The 17,974-nt window shown below is 70.2% G+C and carries 17 protein-coding genes; 7 read left to right on the top strand and 10 right to left on the bottom strand.

The genetic code is table 11. The annotated features are described in order from the left end of the window. Nucleotides 1-195: 195 nt before the first annotated feature. Nucleotides 196-1,083 (top strand): RNA polymerase sigma factor SigF, encoded by an 888-nt coding sequence (locus QF037_RS24655; protein ID WP_046260673.1) that lies wholly within the window; start codon nt 196-198, stop codon nt 1,081-1,083. Nucleotides 1,084-1,151: 68 nt separating this feature from the next. Next, on the top strand, nt 1,152-1,889 hold the full coding sequence (locus tag QF037_RS24650) for a hypothetical protein (RefSeq protein ID WP_307028710.1): 738 nt from the start codon (nt 1,152-1,154) through the stop codon (nt 1,887-1,889). 9 nt (nt 1,890-1,898) lie between these two features. On the opposite strand, the gene QF037_RS24645 is transcribed toward QF037_RS24650, so the two are convergent. Then, nucleotides 1,899-2,093, bottom strand: coding sequence for a hypothetical protein (locus QF037_RS24645; protein ID WP_266825009.1), 195 nt, complete (start codon nt 2,091-2,093; stop codon nt 1,899-1,901). A gap of 275 nt (nt 2,094-2,368) precedes the next feature. On the opposite strand from QF037_RS24645, the gene QF037_RS24640 reads away from it, so the two are divergent. The 4 genes from QF037_RS24640 (at nt 2,369) to QF037_RS24625 (ending at nt 6,842) form a co-directional block, all read left to right on the top strand. Next, nucleotides 2,369-2,851 (top strand): MarR family winged helix-turn-helix transcriptional regulator, encoded by a 483-nt coding sequence (locus QF037_RS24640; RefSeq protein WP_266890326.1) that lies wholly within the window; start codon nt 2,369-2,371, stop codon nt 2,849-2,851. Between the two features lie 13 nt (nt 2,852-2,864). Then, nucleotides 2,865-5,366 carry an MFS transporter gene (locus tag QF037_RS24635; protein WP_307028707.1) on the top strand — a complete coding sequence of 834 codons (2,502 nt, stop codon included), beginning with the start codon at nt 2,865-2,867 and terminating at the stop codon, nt 5,364-5,366. A 171-nt stretch (nt 5,367-5,537) separates the two neighbouring features. Next, nucleotides 5,538-6,359 carry a YceI family protein gene (locus QF037_RS24630; RefSeq protein WP_307028705.1) on the top strand — a complete coding sequence of 274 codons (822 nt, stop codon included), beginning with the start codon at nt 5,538-5,540 and terminating at the stop codon, nt 6,357-6,359. 9 nt (nt 6,360-6,368) lie between these two features. Then, on the top strand, nt 6,369-6,842 hold the full coding sequence (locus QF037_RS24625; protein ID WP_307028703.1) for a PPOX class F420-dependent oxidoreductase: 474 nt from the start codon (nt 6,369-6,371) through the stop codon (nt 6,840-6,842). Nucleotides 6,843-6,924: 82 nt separating this feature from the next. On the opposite strand, the gene QF037_RS24620 is transcribed toward QF037_RS24625, so the two are convergent. The 9 genes from QF037_RS24620 to QF037_RS24580 all read right to left on the bottom strand — a co-directional run bounded on the left by QF037_RS24620 (nt 6,925) and on the right by QF037_RS24580 (nt 17,293). Then, a complete protein-coding gene (locus QF037_RS24620; RefSeq protein WP_307028701.1) occupies nt 6,925-7,689 on the bottom strand; it encodes a TetR/AcrR family transcriptional regulator in 765 nt (254 codons plus the stop codon). A 59-nt stretch (nt 7,690-7,748) separates the two neighbouring features. Beyond that, complete coding sequence (locus tag QF037_RS24615) at nt 7,749-9,230, bottom strand: MFS transporter (protein ID WP_307028699.1); 1,482 nt, start codon at nt 9,228-9,230, stop codon at nt 7,749-7,751. 96 nt (nt 9,231-9,326) lie between these two features. After that, on the bottom strand, nt 9,327-11,507 hold the full coding sequence (locus tag QF037_RS24610) for an ArnT family glycosyltransferase (protein ID WP_307028697.1): 2,181 nt from the start codon (nt 11,505-11,507) through the stop codon (nt 9,327-9,329). Next, the gene (locus tag QF037_RS24605; RefSeq protein ID WP_307028695.1) at nt 11,504-12,982 is read right to left on the bottom strand and encodes a bifunctional glycosyltransferase family 2/GtrA family protein; all 1,479 of its coding nucleotides are present in this window, start codon (nt 12,980-12,982) and stop codon (nt 11,504-11,506) included. The genes QF037_RS24610 and QF037_RS24605 overlap by 4 nt, the downstream gene beginning before the upstream one ends. A 14-nt stretch (nt 12,983-12,996) precedes the next feature. After that, nucleotides 12,997-14,598 (bottom strand): sensor histidine kinase, encoded by a 1,602-nt coding sequence (locus QF037_RS24600; protein WP_307028693.1) that lies wholly within the window; start codon nt 14,596-14,598, stop codon nt 12,997-12,999. Next, complete coding sequence (locus tag QF037_RS24595) at nt 14,595-15,335, bottom strand: response regulator transcription factor (RefSeq protein ID WP_019054929.1); 741 nt, start codon at nt 15,333-15,335, stop codon at nt 14,595-14,597. The genes QF037_RS24600 and QF037_RS24595 overlap by 4 nt, the downstream gene beginning before the upstream one ends. Nucleotides 15,336-15,459: 124 nt before the next feature. Then, a complete protein-coding gene (locus QF037_RS24590) occupies nt 15,460-15,819 on the bottom strand; it encodes an antibiotic biosynthesis monooxygenase family protein (protein ID WP_307028691.1) in 360 nt (119 codons plus the stop codon). A 145-nt stretch (nt 15,820-15,964) separates the two neighbouring features. Further along, on the bottom strand, nt 15,965-16,837 hold the full coding sequence (locus QF037_RS24585; RefSeq protein WP_307028689.1) for a DUF2797 domain-containing protein: 873 nt from the start codon (nt 16,835-16,837) through the stop codon (nt 15,965-15,967). Nucleotides 16,838-16,894: 57 nt separating this feature from the next. Beyond that, nucleotides 16,895-17,293, bottom strand: a complete 399-nt coding sequence (locus QF037_RS24580; protein ID WP_307028687.1) for an HGxxPAAW family protein — start codon at nt 17,291-17,293, stop codon at nt 16,895-16,897. A gap of 88 nt (nt 17,294-17,381) precedes the next feature. On the opposite strand from QF037_RS24580, the gene QF037_RS24575 reads away from it, so the two are divergent. Further along, nucleotides 17,382-17,864 (top strand): MarR family transcriptional regulator, encoded by a 483-nt coding sequence (locus tag QF037_RS24575; protein ID WP_307028685.1) that lies wholly within the window; start codon nt 17,382-17,384, stop codon nt 17,862-17,864. The last annotated feature ends 110 nt before the right edge of the window (nt 17,865-17,974 follow it).

The following is a 17,974-nucleotide window of genomic DNA, read 5'->3' as shown; positions in this document are numbered from 1 at the left end:
GAAAGACCGTCAGACCCCCTTTATCCAGGGCGGATTCACGTCTCACGTGTCGACATGTCACTACAGCGTGTTGCCGACATGTGACATTCTTCCGGCAGAGCGTTTGCCAGGGCTTCGGCTCCGGTATTCAGGTGAAGGCTGATGTTCCTCGATGGAGCGTTCGCCGCGACCGTCCCGCGACCCAAAGGGGGTGGCATGTCCGCAGACCAGGGCAGCTCGAAGGTGCTCACGCTCATCAAGAGCGAGGCTGCGCCCGCGCTCGACGACAACCCGGCTGTCGAGGCCGCCGTAGAGGCTCCGGCCCTGCCGGTGACCTCGGGTGCCCTCGACACCCGCACCCTGTCCCGCTCCCTCTTCCTGCGGCTCGCCGCCCTCGACGAGAACAGCCCCGAGCGTGTGTACGTCCGGGACACCCTCATCGAGCTGAACCTCCCACTGGTGCGCTACGCGGCGGCCCGCTTCCGCTCGCGCAACGAGCCGATGGAGGACATCGTCCAGGTCGGCACCATCGGCCTGATCAAGGCGATCGACCGCTTCGACTGCGAACGCGGCGTGGAGTTCCCGACCTTCGCGATGCCGACGGTCGTGGGCGAGATCAAACGGTTCTTCCGGGACACGTCCTGGTCGGTGCGCGTCCCGCGCCGGCTGCAGGAGCTGCGCCTGGCCCTCACCAAGGCCAGCGACGAGCTCTCGCAGAAGCTGGACCGCTCCCCGACCGTCGCCGAACTCGCCGTGGTGCTGGGCGTGTCGGAGGAGGACGTCGTCGACGGCCTCGCGGTCGGCAACGCGTACACGGCCTCCTCGCTGGACTCCCCGGCCCCGGAGGACGACGGCGGCGAGGGCTCCCTGGCCGACCGGCTCGGCTACGAGGACACGGCCCTCGAGGGCGTCGAGTACCGCGAGTCCCTCAAGCCGCTGCTCGCCAAACTCCCGCCCCGCGAGCGTCAGATCATCATGCTGCGCTTCTTCGCCAACATGACCCAGTCGCAGATCGGCGAGGAGGTCGGCATCTCCCAGATGCACGTCTCCCGGCTGCTGACCCGGACGCTGGCGCAGCTGCGCGAGGGCCTGATCTCGGACTGACGGTGCGGGACTGACGGAAGTCGCGCACGGGACTTCCTTACTGACGGAGTGTCAGCCACACTGGCGCGATGCCCCGGGCGACGACATGGACACATGGCCGTCGGGGCGCCGCGATCGGCGCGTCGGCGGCCGTCGCCTGTCTGGGCACGGTCCTGGCCGGCTGCGGGAGCGGTGACGGGGACGGGTACGTCGCCGTCGGGGCCGCCGGCGGTACGAGGCCCACGGTGGCCGCCGAACCGACGGGCGGGGTGCGGGTCGTGCCGTTGGACGGGGCCGACGGGCCCGACGGGTCCGACTCACCGGGGACGGAGGGGAGTTCGGAGACAGGTGCTCCGAGCCGGTCCTCGGTATCGGGCACGCCGGGAAGTCCGGAGGCGCAGGGCGTCCCGGAGGCTTCGGGCGCTTCGAGCAGCCCCGCCCCCTCGGCCGAGGGGGCCACGCCCGGCCGTACGCCCACGAGTTCACCGGCCGAGCCGAGCCCTACGGCATCGGCGGCCACCCCCGCCGCCCTGACCGTGAGCGATCCGGAGCGGGAGACCACCGATCAGCGCTGGTGCGAGAAGGTGACCCTGGTCCTGCGCAACTCCGGCGGCAGCGCGGTGCGTTCGGGCACCGTGACTTTCGGGACGCACATCATCGGCGCGCTCGGGGTCGACTGGGGGACCGTCGAGTCGGCCGTGGCGCTTCCGGCGCCGATCGGGGCCGGGGCGCGCAAGGAGAAGACCTGGACGGTGTGCGTCGACGCGTGGCGGGTGCCGCTCGGGATGCACATCGAGACGCGGGACGTGTCCGTCCGGTGGGAGTAGCCCCGCCGGTCAGCTGAGCGCCAGCCAGGCCACCGCCGCGACGATCGCCACGGCGACGACGACGCCGATGATCAGGCCGATGCGGGGGCCGGCGGCGGCCGCGGCCTGCTGCGGGCCCTGCGGGGCCTCGTCGACGAAGGCGCGGAACATCTGGGTGTTGCCGGCGGGGTCGTGGTTGCCCTGGGGGCCCTGGGTGTTAGCCATGCCCCGAGACACTAGCGAATCCGCGGGGGCTGCCCAAGTGCGGGGCCGCGCCGTGGGGTGTGGGGTTGTTGCCGGGTGCGGCGCCTTCGTGGCTGGTCGCGCAGTTCCCCGCGCCCCTGAGTGGGTTCAGGTGGCCTTCCTTGGCCGCCACCTGCCGATTTACTTTCGCAATACTTGTCTTTGCCAAGTTTTTATGCCGGACCAACGCCTTTTTATTTGCCTGTAGCAACCAACCGCTCCTATGGTTGCCCCAAGCAACGAATACGGGAGATGTGATGGCCGGGCAGGCGCAGTACGAGGAGCTGATGCGTCAGTTCAGTGCCTTCGGAGCCGTGAAGCGGGAGATGGGGCGGATCCTGCCGTCCGACTGCCCCGCCGGTTCCGCCGCCGTGCTGACGCTGCTCGCCCGTCATGGGGACATGCGCATGAGCAAGCTCTCGGAGCTGCTCGCCGTGGACATGTCGGTGACCAGTCGGCATGCCGCGCATCTCGCGGAGCGGGGCTGGATCGACCGGTCCCCCGACCCGGCGGACAAGCGCTCCCGCATCCTGCACCTCACCCCCGCGGGTCTGGCCCAGCTCGAAAAGCTGTCGCGGCGGACCTGCGAGCTGCTCGCCGAGCGGCTCGGTGACTGGAGCGACGAAGAGGTGGCCCAGCTGACCGGCCTCATGGCCCGGCTCAGGGCCAGCTTCGACGACTGCCGTACCGCCGCCCCTCGCGTATTCGAAGAGATCACCCGTACACCCGCAAACACATAAGCAAAGGAAGCCCATGGCAACGACCACACCAGCCGGTGTGCGGGCTCACGCCAAGCACGGGGGAGGCGCTGAGCACGCCCCCATGACACACCGGCAGATCATGGAGGCCCTCTCCGGGCTGCTGCTCGGGATGTTCGTGGCGATCCTGTCGTCCACGATCGTCTCGAACGCCCTCCCGGAGATCATCGGCGATCTCGGCGGCGGCCAGTCCGCCTACACCTGGGTCGTCACCGCGGCCCTGCTGTCCATGACCGCGGCCACACCCCTGTGGGGCAAGCTGTCGGACCTCTACAGCAAGAAGGCGCTCGTCCAGATAGCGCTCATCATCTACGTGCTGGGCTCGGCCGCCGCCGGACTCTCCCAGAACGCCGGCACGCTGATCGCCTTCCGTGTCGTCCAGGGCATCGGCGTCGGCGGTCTGTCCGCCCTGGCGCAGATCGTGATGGCCGCGATGATCTCCCCGCGTGAGCGCGGGCGTTACTCCGGCTACCTGGGCGCGACGTTCGCCGTCGCCACCGTCGGCGGTCCGCTGCTCGGCGGTGTCATCACCGACACCTCGTGGCTCGGCTGGCGCTGGTGCTTCTACGTCGGCGTGCCGTTCGCGGTCATCGCGCTGATCGTGCTTCAGAAGACCCTGCATCTGCCCGTCGTGAAGCGGGACGTCAAGGTCGACTGGTCCGGCGCGTTCTTCATCTCGGCGGCCGTCTCGCTGCTGCTGGTCTGGGTCACCTTCGCCGGTGACAAGTACGACTGGATCTCCTGGCAGACGTACGCGATGGTCGGCGGCTCGATCGCGCTCGGCCTGATCTTCGTGCTCGTCGAGTCGAGGGCCAGCGAGCCGATCATCCCGCTGCGGCTGTTCCGCAACCGCACCATCACCCTGTCGTCGATCGCCTCGATGTTCGTGGGCGTCGCGATGTTCTCCGGCACCGTCTTCTTCAGCCAGTACTTCCAGCTGGCCCGTGACAAGTCCCCCACGATGTCGGGCGTCATGACGATCCCGATGATCGCCGGTCTGTTCGTCTCCTCGACCGTCTCCGGGCAGCTCATCACCCGCACCGGCAAGTGGAAGGCGTGGCTGGTCAGCGGTGGCGTGCTCGTCACCGCCGGTCTCGGCCTGCTGGGCACCATCCGGTACGACACGGAGTACTGGAAGGCCGCGGTCTTCATGGCCCTGCTGGGTCTCGGCATCGGCATGATGATGCAGAACCTGGTCCTGTGCACCCAGAACCAGGTCGAGCCCTCCGACCTCGGCGCCGCCAGCTCCACGGTCACCTTCTTCCGGTCCCTCGGCGGTGCGATGGGCGTCTCCGCGCTCGGCGCCGTCATGGCCCACCGGATCACCGACTACGCCAAGGACGGCATCACCGACCTCGGCCCCAAGTACGCCTCCCTCGCCTCCGGTTCGAGCTCCACGGGCGAGATCCCGGACATGGACAAGCTGCCCGCGCCGCTGCGCACCGTCATGGAGAGCGCGTACGGCCACGGCATCGCGGACGTTTTCCTGATCGCGGCGGCCCTGGCGGCGGTCGCCTTCCTGATCACGCTGTTCATCAAGGAGGTCCCGTTGCGGACGAAGGGCGCGCTGGCACAGGAGGCCACTCCTTCCGAGGAGACGGTGGCCGAGGCTCCGGCCGCCGCCGAGGAGCGCGTCCCCAGCTGGGCCGCCACCTCCGAGACGCAGCCCGCCGCCGACGGCACGCAGAAGCTCGCCGCGGTCGCCACCCTGGAAGCTCCCCCGGCCTCCTTGGGCGGCGGCATCCCGGTCCGCGGCCACGTCCGCGGCGCCGAGAGCGCACCCGTCCCGCAGGCCGCGGTCACGCTGATCTCCCTCGCGGGACGGCAGCTGGGCCGGTCGGTGACGCAGCCGGACGGCTCGTACGGCGTGGACGCGCCGGGCGTGGGGTCGTACGTCCTGATCGCCTCCGCCGACGGGTTCCAGCCGCAGGCGTCCACGGTCGTCGTCGACGGTGAGCCGGTGGCGTACGACATCCTGCTCAGCGGCACGAGCGGGCTGAGCGGTGTGGTGCGGGCCTCGGACAGCGCGCTGCCCGTGAAGGACGCCATGGTCATCGTGACCGACGTCCGCGGTGACCTGCTGGCCACCGGGACCACCGGTGAGCAGGGCGAGTTCGGCTTCGCCGAGCTGGTGCCGGGTGCGGTGACCATCGCGGTGAACGCCGCCGGGTACCGGCCGCGCGCGCTGCCCGTCGAGGTCGGCGGCACGGGCGTCACCCGGATCGAGGTCGAGCTGGAGTCCGGGGCCCAGCTCCAGGGCGTCGTACGGGCTCCGCACGGACCGCTGGCCGACGCGCGGGTCACGCTCGTCGACGCGGCCGGCAATGTCGTGGGAACCGCGACGACCGGGTCGGACGGGGCGTACGCCTTCACCGACCTGGACGGCGGCGACTACACGGTCATCGCCACGGGCTACCCGCCGGTGGCGACGGCCCTGACGGTGGGCGGTCGTGGAACCGACGGCCATGACATCGAACTCGCCCACCCCGGCGAGTAGGGCCCAGGTGAGCGGGGTCCGGTACGCGGTGACCACGCGTCCGGGCCCCGCGCCCCCGAGGCCGGGACGACCCGGCACCGAAAACCCCGGCCCGTGGCGGGTGGGCGCGCGCTCCGAGCGGAGGTGCGCGCCCCGCCGCGGGCCGGACGCATTCTCGAAGGAGTACGTGAGATGGGACTGACCGCGAGGATCCGTACGCGGGACGGATGGGCCGTGTCGCACGCGGTCGTCACGCTGACCGACATGACCGGCTCGCAGGTGCTGCGGGCCGAGGCCGACATCGAGGGCACGGTACGGGATGTCAACCCGCTGCCGCCCGGGGCGTACACCATCATCGTCACCGCCGTCGGATACGCGCCCGCCGCCGCCAGTGCGATCGTCACCGCGAGCGGTCGCGCCGAGGTCGGCACGGTGACACTGGCCCGCCAGGGCGGGACCGAGCTGCCGCCGCCGGGGCCGTGGACCGTGGACCCGGCGCACTCCACGGTGGGCGCGGTGGCCCAGCATCTGGGGATCTCCAGCGTGCGCGGGCGGTTCACCGAGTTCGCCGCGTCGATCGAGGTCGCGCCGGACGACGTCGCCAAGTCCCGGGTGGAGGCGGTGATCCGGGCCGACTCCATCGACACGGGGAACGCGATGCGGGACGGGCACCTGAAGTCGGCGGACTTCCTGGACGTCGAGCGGTTTCCCGAGATCACCTACCGGTCCTCGGGGCTTTCCGTGGCGGGGGCGGACCGCTGGACCGTGCACGGTGAGCTGTCGCTGCACGGGGTCGTACGGCCCGTCGACCTCGACCTCGCCTACCTGGGGACGGGTGCCGATCCGTGGGGCGGTACCCGGGCGGCCTTCCGGGCCACGGTTCAGCTGCGGCGCGAGGACTTCGCCATGAACTACAACCAGGTGGTGCAGGCGGGGATCGCGGCCATCGGTACGACGCTGAAAGTGGAGCTGGATGTCCAGGCGGTGCAGGGGGATTCACTGCCGCAGGCCTAGGCTGGCGCCATGGCACCGAACATCGCGACGAACATCACCGTCTCCCTTGATGACCTGCTGGACTTCGTACGGCCCCGGCACCGGGCCCTGCTGCTGACCCGCCGGGCCGACGGGAGCCCGCAGGCCTCGCCGCTGACCTGCGGGGTCGACGACTCGGGGCGGATCGTGATGTCCACGTACCCCGAGCGGGCCAAGACGCGGAACGCCAAGCGGGACGAGCGGGTCAGTGTCGTCGTGCTGAGCGACGACTGGAACGGGCCGTGGGTGCAGGTGGATGGGACGGCGGAGGTCATCGACTCGCCCGAGTCCGTCGAGCCGCTCGTGGAGTACTTCCGGAACATCTCGGGTGAGCACCCGGACTGGGACGAGTATCGCGAGGCGATGGTGAAGCAGGGGAAGTCGATCATTCGGGTCACGCCGGTGAAGTGGGGACCGGTTGCCACCGGCGGGTTTCCTGCGCGGTTGGCTTCGCCGGGCGCGTGACAGCTCGGGGGGGGTGCGGCGAGTGTGCGGCTGCGCGTCCGATGTGGCTGGTCGCGCAGTTCCCCGCGCCCCTGAGGTCGGCTCAGTCACCCTCTCTTTTCACCATCGCCTCGATCCCGGCCACCAACAGGTCCAGGGCGAAGTCGAAGTCCCGTTCCCACATTTCCTCGACCGTGTCGCCGCCTCGGGCCGCCATGATGTCCTCGGACTCTTTGACGACCTCGGCGGCCTGCGGGGCCTGGGTCACCGTGGTCATGGCGTGCCGGAAGTACTCGTCCGGAGTCATGCCGACGTCGGTGGAGCGGGCGATGAAGTGGCCCTCGATCGTGCCGAAGCCGTACACGAACTGGAAGACGGCGGAGATGGCGGCGGCCAGGCCGTGGGCGGGCAGGCCGGTGCGGCGGATGACGTGCTGGATGACCCGGGCGAACGCCAGGTAGTTGGGGCCGATGTTGAGGAAGGTCCCACTCAGCGGGGAGACCCAGGGGTGGCCGACCAGGAGGGCGCGGTAGCCGCGGGCCAGCGTGCGCAGTTGGTCGCGCCAGTCCTCGTCGGCCTCCGGGTCGGGCAGGGTCAGTTCGCCGCAGACCGCGTCGAGGGCGAGTTCGAGGAGGTCGTCCTTGGTGTCGACGTACCAATAGACGGACATCGCGGTGACATTGAGCTCGCTCGCGAGCCGCCGCATGGAGAACTTGGCCAGTCCCTCGGCGTCCAGGAGCCGGACGGTGACCGAGGTGATGCGCTCACGGTCGAGCCCGGAGGGGTGCCCGCCACCACGGGTGCCACGCCGAGCCTTGTCCGCCAGCCACACGCTGGTCCGCTCCGCACGATGGCCTGCCTTCACCATGGCACACCTTCCTGATCTTGCAATTGTCGATCAGCTTAGGCGCCCCCGCCCCCGAGCTCTTAGGCGACCTCTTCCCGCTCAGCCCGCCGCAGCAACGCCCCCGCGACCAACCCACCCAACAGCACGGCCACCGCTCCCACCAACAAGCTGGTCTCCAGCCCCGAGGAGTAGGCGTCCGTGATACGCGCCTTCTCGGCATCCGACCCCGCCGCCGCCAACGCCGCCGGCAGCGAAGACGCCGCCACCGGAATCAGCGCCGCGAACCGAGAGCTCAGCACCGCGCCCAGCACCGCGACCCCCAGACCCTGTCCGAACTCCGCCACCGTCCCGTTGATCCCCGCCCCGATCCCCGCCTTCTCCGGCGGAATGGAGCTCATGATCGCGTGCGCCATCGCCGGATTGGCGACCGCGGCGCCCGCACCGATCAGCAGCAGCCCCAGCAGCGTTCCGGTGTAGCCGCCGGAGGCGACCGTCGCGATGGACACCAGGCCGCCCGACATCAGGACCATGCCCAGCCCGATCGCGGCCGGATTCCCCAGCCTGGCCGCCCACTTGGCGGCCACCCCGGAGAAGTTGAGGGCCACGATCGTGAGGGCGAGCGGGGCCGTGCGCAGACCGGCCTCCAATGGGCCGTAGCCGAGGACGAACTGCATGTGCTGGGTGAGCAGGAAGAGCGAGCCGCCCATGCCGAAGGTGATCAGCACCGCGCCCGAGATGGCGCCGGTGAAGCGGCGGTTCCTGAAGAAGTGCAGGTCGAGCATGGGGTATTCGATGCGGCTCTCCCAGTACGCGAACCCGGCGAGCACCACGACCGCGACAGTCGCCGACGTCAGCACCCGGCCGGACGTCCAGCCGTGCCCGGGACCGGAGATGATCGCGAACACCAGGGAGGCCATGCCGATGGTCGACAAAAGGGCGCCGAGGAGGTCGGGGCGGTCGCCGCGCGGGTTCTTGGACTCGGGGACCAGGGTGATGGCGGCCACGAGACCGACCGCCGCGACCGGGAGGTTGATCAGGAAGATCGCACCCCACCAGAAGTGGTCCAGCATGAAGCCGCCGAGCAGCGGGCCGCAGGCGAAGCCGAGCGCGTTGACCGCCGCCCAGATACCGATCGCCTTGGCGTGCTCCTCGGGCGCGAAGATCTGCATCACCACCGCGAGGGTCGTGGTCAGCAGCAGCGCGCCGCCGACGCCCATCCCGGCCCGCGCGGCGATCAACTGGCCCGTGCTGTCGGCCAGTCCGGCTACCAGCGAGCCCGCGCCGAACAGGGTCAGGCCCGCGATCAGCATCTTCTTGCGGCCGTAGCGGTCGGCGGCGCTGCCCGCGCTGAGCAGGAGGCCGGACTGCACCAGGGAGTACGCGTTGATCATCCACTGGATGTCCGAGGTGGCCGCGCCCAGTTCCTCGGTGAGGGAGGGGATCGCGACGTTCAGGACGGTGTTGTCGAGGACGACGGTGAGCTGGGCGAGACAGATGACGCCGAGGATGAGCCAGCGCTGGGGGTGGCCCTGGGAGACGGTGACGGGTGCGGGAGCGGACATGTTGTACACCGTAGAACAGCTCCTATACGGCGTACAACAGAGATATGAGAGAGGGCGGCGGCCACATTCGGCCACCGCCCTCCTGTCAGCTACGGATCAGCTGCTCGCCTTCTGCGTCAGGTCGTAGAAGGTGGCCGAACCCACCGTCACCTTCTTGAAGTTGGCCTCGACCCAGCTGGTGATCTGCGAGGACGTGCCGCTGCTGCTGCCGCCCATGCCGCCGCCGGAGCCGCTGGAGATGAAGTAGTGGACCTTGCCGTCCGCCACGTACTCCTTGAACTGCGCCAGCGTCGGGGACGGGTCGGTGCCGTTGAAGCCGCCGATCGCCATGACCGGTTCGCCGGTGGAGAGCTGGTAACTCGCCGCGTTCTGGGCGCCGATGGCCGCCGCGACCCAGGTGTAGTCGCCGGAGTCGGTTTCCAGGAGCTTCTTGGCCTCGTCGGAGACGGTCGCGCCGTTGAGGAGGCCGCCGACGCCGCCACCCATGCCGCCGCCTTCGCCGGTGGTGCCGCCGGGCATGCCGCCGTTCTGCCGGCCCTGGCCCTGCTGCTGGCTCTGGCCGCCCTGGGAGTTGCCGTTGCCGTTGCTGTTGCCGTTCTGGCCGGGCATGCCGCCACCGGGGAAGCCGTTGCCGTTGCCGCCCTGCTGGCCCTGGCCCTGCGTGTTGCCGTTCTGCTGGTTCTGGCCCGGCATGCCGCCGCCCATACCGCCGCCGCCACCGGGACCGCCCCGGCCGCCCATCATGCTTGCGCCGGCGGGACCGGCCGTCACGATGGAGCCGGTGTGGCCCTCCTGGAGCGTGCTGACGGTGTACGCCGTCGGACCGGCCAGCGAGGCCGCCAGGCCCACCGACGCCGCCGCGAGGGCGAGTTGCCGGTTGATCCGGCCCGCGAAGACCAGGCCGAGCGCGGAGACCAGGCCGCCGATCAGGACCAGCCACTTCAGCCAGGGCAGGTAGTCCGGGGTGCGGTTGAGCAGGACGTAACCCCAGGCGGCGCTGGCCACGACCGCGGCCGCGAGGGTGAGGGACGCCCAGATGTCCTTGCGCCTCTCCCACAGCAGGGTCGAGCCCATGCCGATCACGGCGGCCAGGTAGGGCGCGAGGGCGACGGTGTAGTACTGGTGGAAGATGCCGGCCATGTAGCTGAAGACGACCATGGTGATGAGCAGCGAGCCGCCCCAGACGAGGAACGAACCGCGGGTGACGGACGTCCGCTTGAGCTTGCGCGTCGCCACCAGGCCCGCGACCAGCAGGATCAACGCGGCCGGGAGCAGCCAGGAGATCTGGCCGCCGATCTCGGAGTTGAACATCCGGTCCCAGCCGGTCTCGCCCCACTGGCCGGTGCCGGTGTTGCCGCCACCGCCGCCGACGCTGCCGGTCTCCTCGCCGTTGAGGCGTCCGAGGCCGTTGTAGCCGAAGGTCAGCTCGAGGAAGCTGTTGTTCTGGGAGCCGCCGATGTAGGGGCGGGAGGACGCGGGCCACAGCTCGACGATCGCGACCCACCAGCCGCCGGAGACGATGATCGCGGCTGTCGCCGCGGCCAGCTGTCCGAGGCGCTTCTTCAGCGACACCGGCGCGCAGACCGCGTAGACGATCGCGAGCGGCGGCAGGATCAGGAAGGCCTGGAGGGTCTTGGCGAGAAACGCGAAGCCGATCGCGACACCGGCCCACAGCAGCCACTTCGTCCGGCCGTCCTCCAGGGCGCGGACCACGAAGTAGCAGGCCACGGCCATCAGCAGGGCCAGCATGGCGTCCGGGTTGTTGAACCGGAACATCAGCGCCGCGACGGGGGTGAGCGCCATCACGGCGCCCGCGATCAGACCGGCCGCGGGGCTGAAGCGGCGGCGGACGGAGGCGTACACGACGGCGACCGTGCCGATGCCCATGAGGACCTCGGGCATCAGGATCGCGAAGGAGCTGAGCCCGAAGACCCGCACCGACAGGGCCATCGGCCACAGCGCGGCCGGGGGCTTGTCGACGGTGATGGCGTTGCCCGCGTCCAGCGAGCCGAAGAAGAACGCCTTCCAGGACTGGCTGCCGGCCTGGACCGCCGCGGAGTAGAAGGAGTTGGCGTAGCCGGAGGAGCTCAGGTTGGAGAAGTAGAGCGCCGCGGTGACCAGCAGCAGGCCCCAGAACGCGGGCCGTGCCCAGCGGGCGTCCTCGGGGCGGCCGCGCCACAGTCTCTTGACGAAGGGCTGCTTGGGTTCGCCGGCCTCGGGGGCGGGCGGGGCCGTGGAAGCCGAGGGCTCCTGGACGGCCGTACCGGTGATGGTCATCGGGGGTCCCCCGGGGTGTTGTCGGAGGGGCGCACCGGCTGAAGCTGCACGGTGGCGTCCCGCCAGGTCTGGTCCGCGGCTTCACCGGCGCGGATCTGGGTGTCGTACGAGTACTGGGGCGCCGTCGGGCGCTGCGGCAGCGGCGCGTAGTGCAGCTGCCGGGTGGGGTACTGCGTGGAGTGGGTGGGCGAGGAGGGGGCGGGGGCCGGCTGGTGCGAGGCCACCACCGTCGACTCGCGGCGCTCGGGGAAGACCCAGGCGCGGAAGAGCAGGAAGCGCAGCACGGTCGCCGCGAGGTTGGCGGCGACGAGGACCGCCAGCTCGGTGGAGTGCGCCGGGTCGCTGCTGGCCGCGTTGAGAGCGGCGAGGGAACCACTGGTCAGTGCGAGGCCGATGCCGAAGACGACCAGCCCTTGGGCCTGGTGCTTGACGGCGCTCCCACCGCCGCGCACCCCGAAGGTCAGCCGGCGGTTGGCCGCAGTATTGGCGACGGCCGAGACCAGCAGGGCGAGCGCGTTGGCGACCTGCGAGCCTCCGAACTGCCGGAAGACGCTGTAGAGCAGCAGATAGAAGAGGGTCGAAAGCCCACCGACCACACAGAACCCGACGAGCTGGCGGGCCAGCCCCTTCGGTACGTCCTGGATCTCACGGTCGCGCGGATCGTCGCCGAACGGCCGGGTGATCCGGTCCAGCGGCAGGGAGCCGGTGGCCAGGGCCTTGCCCACCCGCCACACCCCCTTGAGGTCCTCGGTCGCCGTCTTCACGATGTGGACGGTGGAGTCCGGGTCGTCGACCCAGTCGACGGGCACTTCATGGATACGGAGCCCCGCGCGCTCGGCGATGACGAGCATCTCGGTGTCGAAGAACCAGCCGGTGTCCTCGACCATCGGCAGCAGCACCTGGGCGACATCACGCCGGATCGCCTTGAAGCCGCACTGCGCGTCCGAGAAGCGGGCCTGGAGCGAGCCGCGCAGGATCAGGTTGTACGAGCGGCTGATGAACTCCCGCTTGGGGCCGCGCACCACACGGGAGGAGCGGGCGAGCCGGGAGCCGATCGCCAGGTCGGAGTGGCCCGAGATCAGCGGGGCCACCAGCGGGAGCAGGGCGTTGAGGTCGGTGGACAGGTCCACGTCCATGTAGGCGAGGATCGGGGCGTCCGAGGCGGACCACACGGTGCGCAGGGCGCGACCACGGCCCTTCTGCTCCAGGCGGAAGTTGCTGACCTCGGCGATCTCCGCCTCCAGCCGTGACGCCACCTGTGGGGTGGTGTCCGTCGACGCGTTGTCCGCGATCGTGATGCGGAACGCGTACGGGAAGGTGCGCTTGAGGTGCTCGTGCAGTCTCAGCACACACGGCTGGAGGTCCTTCTCCTCGTTGTAGACGGGGATCACTACGTCCAGGACAGGCGCACCGGCGGCTCCGGCCGGGAGGTGCTCCCGCGCCGGCAGATTGCCGGGAGAAGAGTCGGTTCGCATGACAACGACTCTGGTCAAGTGCCCTGTTGCACCCATGTGCTGGCACTGTGCTGTACCTGTGAGTGCGATTGCCAGTTCGTTTCGGGGGCCGGGCGGGGGGCCACCGGGGCGAGCGCGGGCAGATGCACGGTGAACACGGTCCGCCCCGGAACGCTGTCCACGGTCACGGCACCGCCGTGCGCCGTCACCACGGCCTGCACGATGGCGAGCCCGAGCCCGGTGGACCCGGAGGCCCTGGACCGCGAGGAGTCACCGCGCGCGAACCGCTCGAAGACATGCGGCAGCAGATCGGGCGGGATGCCCTGGCCGTTGTCCTCGACGTCCACGCACATCCAGGGTCCGCGCCGCTGGATACGGGCGGTGATGGTGGTACCGGGCTCCGTGTGCTTGCGGGCGTTGCCGAGCAGGTTGATGAGCACCTGCTGGAGGCGTGCGGCGTCGCCGGAGACGAGGGCGGGTTCATCGGGCAGGTCGAGACGCCAGTTGTGGTCCATGCCGGCCGCGCGGGTGTCGCTGATGGTGTCCACGACGAGCGGGATGAGATCGGTCTGCTCGAACTGGAGGGGCCGGCCGGCGTCGAGCCGCGCGAGGAGGAGCAGATCCTCGACCAGCAACGTCATCCGGCCCGCCTCGGACTCGATACGGCCGAGGGCGTGCCGGGTGTCGGGGCCGATCTGCTCTCTGCCGCGTCTGGTCAGCTCGGCGTAACCGCGGATGGAGGAGAGGGGGGTTCTGAGCTCGTGACTGGCGTCGGCGACGAACTGCCGTACGCGCATCTCGCTCTGCTGACGCGAGTGCAGGGCGGCGTGGACGTGGTCCAGCATCCGGTTCAGCGCGGCGCCCACCTTGCCGACCTCGGTGTTCGGGTCGCATTCCGACTCGGGGACACGTTCGCTGAGGTTCACCTCGCCGGTGTGCAAGGGGAGTTCGGAGACACGGGTCGCTGTCGCGGCGACGCGGCGGAGGGGGCGGGTGGCTACGCCGACGATGACGGTACCGGCGATACCGGCGGCGATGAGACCGGCGGCGGTGACGCTGGCTTCTACGGCAATGAGGGTGTTGAGGGTGTTGTTGACTTCGGCGGTGGGCAACGCGACGTAGTAGTCGCCCTTGGTGCCGGAGGCGTACTTGACGCGGTACTCACCGAGGCCGGGGATGTCGACGGTGTGCGTCTTCCGGTCCTGGGAGACCTGGTTGAGCACCTCCATCGCCTCATCGCTCAGATCTTTCGCCGTCGGTTCGTAGGAGTCGTTCTTCACGCCGACCTTGGCGTCGGTGATGTTGCTGTTCTGGACCGAGGCCACGACGGTGCCTTCCTGCGGCCCCTTGACGAGGTTGCTCAGGTCGGACGTGGCCCCCTGGGGGAGGGCGTCGCCCTCACCCTTGACGTCCTTGCCGGGCGGGGCGCCCAAGCCGGCGGCCCGCGCCGCGGACTCTCCGACCTTGGTGTCCAACTGCTCGTACAGATGCGACCGCAACGCAAGCGTCGTCACCGTACCGATCACCGCGCACACCACCGCGATCAGCACCACGGACGCGACGACGAGCCGCGCCCGCAGGGTACGCGGCTTGCCCAGTCGCTTCTTCTGCGTACGCGGCCGTCGTCGTCCGCTCATGACGCGGCGGGCTTGATCAGGTAACCGGCTCCACGCCGGGTGTGGATCATGGGCTCACGGCCGGCGTCGATCTTGCGACGGAGGTACGAGATGTAGAGCTCGACCACGTTGGCCTGGCCGCCGAAGTCGTAGGACCACACACGGTCGAGGATCTGCGCCTTGCTGAGCACGCGCCGCGGGTTGCGCATCAGGAAGCGCAGCAGCTCGAACTCGGTGGCGGTGAGATGGATGCCCTCGCCGGCCCGCGACACCTCGTGGCTGTCCTCGTCGAGGGTGAGGTCACCGACGACCAGCACGGAGTCCGAGCGCCGGTCGGCGGCACCGGAGCGGCGGATCAGCCCGCGCAGCCGGGCCACGACCTCTTCGAGGCTGAAGGGCTTGGTGACGTAGTCGTCGCCACCGGCGGTGAGCCCGGCGATCCGGTCCTCGACGGCGTCCTTCGCGGTGAGGAACAGGACGGGAACGTCCGGCAGCTCACGGCGCATGCGCCCCAGGACGGTCAGCCCGTCCATGTCGGGCAGCATCATGTCGAGAACGACGGCGTCGGGCCGGAACTCCCGAGCCGTCTGGATGGCACCCGTGCCATCTCCCGCACTCCGGATCTGCCATCCCTCATAGCGCAGGGCCATGGACAGCAGCTCGGTGATCGACAGCTCGTCGTCCACCACAAGCACTCGGACGGGGCTCCCGTCCGGCCTCAGCAGTTCGGTGCGCCCCTGGGGCGAGGTCGTGGTCATGTGGCCACACTGTCTGGATCCTCTGAGAGCACGCTTTCCAGAACCTGTGATTTCCCTGAGAAACTCACAGGGACCTCTCAGGGAACGCCCTGGAGGCTCCTTGCCTTCTCAGCGGCCGGACCTCTCACCGGTCGGCCCGCTGGAAGCCGTGACTGTGCTCGACCCGGGCGATGTGCAGTGAGTACCGCTCGTACCAGTGCGCCCGCCCGTGCTCCTTGGCCTCCCGGTGCTCCGCGTTCTGACGCCACTGCTCGATGCCGGCCAGGTCCCGGAAGTAGGCGATGGTGATCGACAGCCCGCCCGGTGTGCGGGCCGAGTCCTCGCCGAGGAAGCCGGGGATGTGCTGGACCAGCTCGCCCATGCGCTCCGCGGTGGCGCCGTATCCGGTGTCCTCCTCGGTACGCAGGGAGGTGAAGACGACGGCGTAGTACGGAGGTTCGTGGGCGGCGACGGGTACGACAGGTGCAATACGGTGATCGCTCATGTCATCCACGGTCGTTCCCGGCCGGGCGCCGTGTCCAGGCACCTTGCCGAAAGGGATCCGGGAGGGATCCGAGTCTTTGCCATCCGCCTCCAGCGGGTCGCCCGAACCGTCGGGCCTGGCAGAGCTGTCAGGTCCGTCAGGTCTGTCAGAACAATCCGTCCTGCACCCCTGTCGCCCTCCTGAACTCCCGCACCGGCACCGAAAGTTCCTCGGTGTCGACGGGGATCAGCCCCCACCCCGTCATCAACCGCGTGTCCAGCACGACCACTCCGCCCCCGGTCTCCAGATGCAGATCGGGTCCGGCGGCGGCGACCAGCCGTCCTCCCACCGCACCCCCGGCGACGAGTTCGGCGACCACACCGGCGGGGGCGGGCAGGTCCGCCAGCCCGAACACCCGCACATGGTCGACGGGTTGGCAGGGCTCGGCCCGCAGCGACTCCGGCCACCCGCCCAGCCCCACGGCCCGTGCGTGCAGTTCGCGGATCTCGGCGGCCCGCTCCGCCTCGGTGCCGGGCAGCCCGGACCGCACCGCCCGCTTGTCGGCGTAGGGAATGCGGTCAGGCACCCGCAGGGCGGCCCGCAGCAGCTCCTCCGTCCGCCGGGCCGCCATGAGCGGGCCGACGCCGAGCCAGGTGAAACAGACCGCACCCTGTTCGAGCAGCCGCGCGGAGCCCCGTTCTTCGGCGGTGATCCCGACCTTGGTCATGCCGGGTCCGAACCAGGCCAGATAGACGTGGTACGGCCGTGGATCGTCCGCGATGGTGTCGGCGGCGACGGAGTGTGCCCGGTCCAGCCGCGCGCACTCCTCGCACCGCGCCCCCGTACTGCGCCCCGACACGGCCGACCGCACCGGACACGCATGCCCCCGCGCGCCCACACATGTCCGCACACCCCCGTCCGCGACCCCGAAGGCCACCCGTTTCCCCCAGGTCAGCGCACTGCGCCGACCGCCTTCCCACGCCAGCTCGGGACCGTCCGCCGCCCACCGCAGCCCCGAGCACTTCCATGCATGTGCCATCGCAGACGAGAGTAGAGGCCGGCACTGACAGCGGGCGGTGAGCAGCGGAAACAGAGGTCAGCGAGCGGCCGCCGCCGCCGCGGGCTCCGGCTCCCCCGTCACCACGACCGGCCCCGCCCCCGGCTCGGGCACCGGCTCCACCGCCGTACTCCTGACCCGGCCCCGTCCCGCCAGCCGGCACCCCACGCACCCCGGATGCCCGTCGCGCGCCGAGCTGTCCCGCACCCGCATCCCCCACTCCTCCCGAGGCCGTCGTCCCGGCGGCTTGCCCCAGCCGGTGAGGTGCAGGGCCCAGGTGACGAGGGCGCTCACCACGACGATGGCGAGCCCGCCCGCCAGCACCGGGGCGGACACCATGATCGTCCCGATTCCCAGAACGGCCGATCCGACGACGGCCACGGCGCATCCGGTCCACCCCGCGACCGTGTGCCCCTCGTCATACTGGTGCGCACTCACGTACCCGCCTCCCGCTCACAGCAACAGAACATCTCACGACGTAAGAAATTTAGCAGCGAAACCTCTCACGATCTAAGGTAATCAGCAGATGCAAGCCGAGCCCCGCCCCGCCGCCACCCCGGCCCAGGCGCTGTCCTCGATGGACTCCCTCATCGCGACGCATCTGCTCGGCCAGCAGGAGATGGCCCAGCGGCTGGGCCTGAACGTCACCGATCTCCTCTGCTTCGGCTGCGTCCTGAAGGCAGGCGAGAACCTGCTCACCGCGGGTGACCTCGCGGAGCACGCCCATGTCACGACGGGCGCGATGACCGGCATCCTCAACCGCCTCGAACGCGGCGGCTACATCACCCGCCGGCCCGACCCCGACGACCGCCGCCGGGTCCGCGTCGCCGCCGTCCCGGCCGCGGTCGCCCGCGTCGAGGCCCTCTACGGCCCCTACTACGCCCGCCTCAACACCCTCTTCGCCGACTACTCCGCGGACGAGATCGCCGTACTGGACGACTGGTTCACACGCACGACGGGACTGGCGCTGGAGTACATCGAGGAACTCCGGGGCCAGGACGGCGAGTAGGGCCTGGCGCAGGGCGATGGTGGGGCTGGCTCCACCATCGATTCGGTAGGGGACACCCTCGTTCCGAGGGGCGCGCGACGAGATCGTAGAACCACGCTGATCCGGGCTGA

Origin of the sequence: Streptomyces canus, assembly GCF_030815415.1 — a bacterium.
GTDB classification, from domain to species: Bacteria; Actinomycetota; Actinomycetes; order Streptomycetales; family Streptomycetaceae; genus Streptomyces; species Streptomyces canus_F.
The sequence above is the reverse complement of the archived record's forward strand: the minus strand, read 5'-3'. Positions and strand labels throughout refer to the sequence as shown.